Origin of the sequence: Haoranjiania flava (genome assembly GCF_025631005.1) — a bacterium.
Lineage (GTDB): Bacteria > Bacteroidota > Bacteroidia > Chitinophagales > Chitinophagaceae > Haoranjiania > Haoranjiania flava.
In genome coordinates, this window is record NZ_JAOTPL010000053.1 from 1 (window position 1) to 639 (window position 639).

2 protein-coding genes are annotated in these 639 nt (G+C 44.4%); both read right to left on the reverse strand.

What is annotated here, in order from left to right; translation table 11 throughout:
* Positions 1-311, reverse strand: a 311-nt coding sequence (locus OD355_RS13810) for an IS3 family transposase (RefSeq protein ID WP_263039082.1), incomplete at its 3' end; no start/stop codon positions are given.
* Positions 308-580, reverse strand: a complete 273-nt coding sequence (locus OD355_RS13815; RefSeq protein WP_263039083.1) for a transposase — start codon at positions 578-580, stop codon at positions 308-310. The genes OD355_RS13810 and OD355_RS13815, both read right to left, overlap by 4 nt.
* Positions 581-639: the final 59 nt, after the last annotated feature.

A 639-nucleotide genomic window follows, 5' to 3' on the forward strand; every position in this document is an offset into this window, starting at 1 on the left:
TTGCTGGTATTGGGCCCGGGAGCAGAAGCGCTGATGCCCATCAGCCGGTAAAGCCGCTCCACACGCTTTTTATTGACTGAAAGCCCGCAATCCTTATTGAGCCACTGCACCATTCTGGGAACGCCTTTCCAGGGATGCTCCAGAAACTCCCTGTCTATCATTTCCATCAGTTTCAGGTTAAAGTCACTTTCCGGAACTCTTAGGTAATAGTGGCTGCTGCGCGAGATTTGCAGAAGGCTGCACTGGGTTTTCACGCTGATTTTCTCCGCCTTGTCGATGTGTGTTTTTCTTTCCGATACACTCTGTTTCATGACAAGGCTTTTTTTAAAAAATCAATTTCCATTTTCTGCTGTCCGATGACTTGGTAAAGCGATTCTACGTCTTGTTTTTTCTCTTCCGAAGCCTTTTCCTTACCGAAAACATCGGCTCCGTTCTTAAGAAACTCCTTCTTCCAGGTCGTAATCTGGTTGGGATGCAAATCGTACTTTTTAGCAAGTTCGTGTAACGGAAGACGCTCCGACAAGGCTTCTACGACAACCTTGAACTTAAACTGTGAATTGAATCTTCTTCTCTGTAACATATTGTAAATTTAATGGTTTTCCAACTAAACTTACTGTCCGATTTTCGGGGGGAACTATA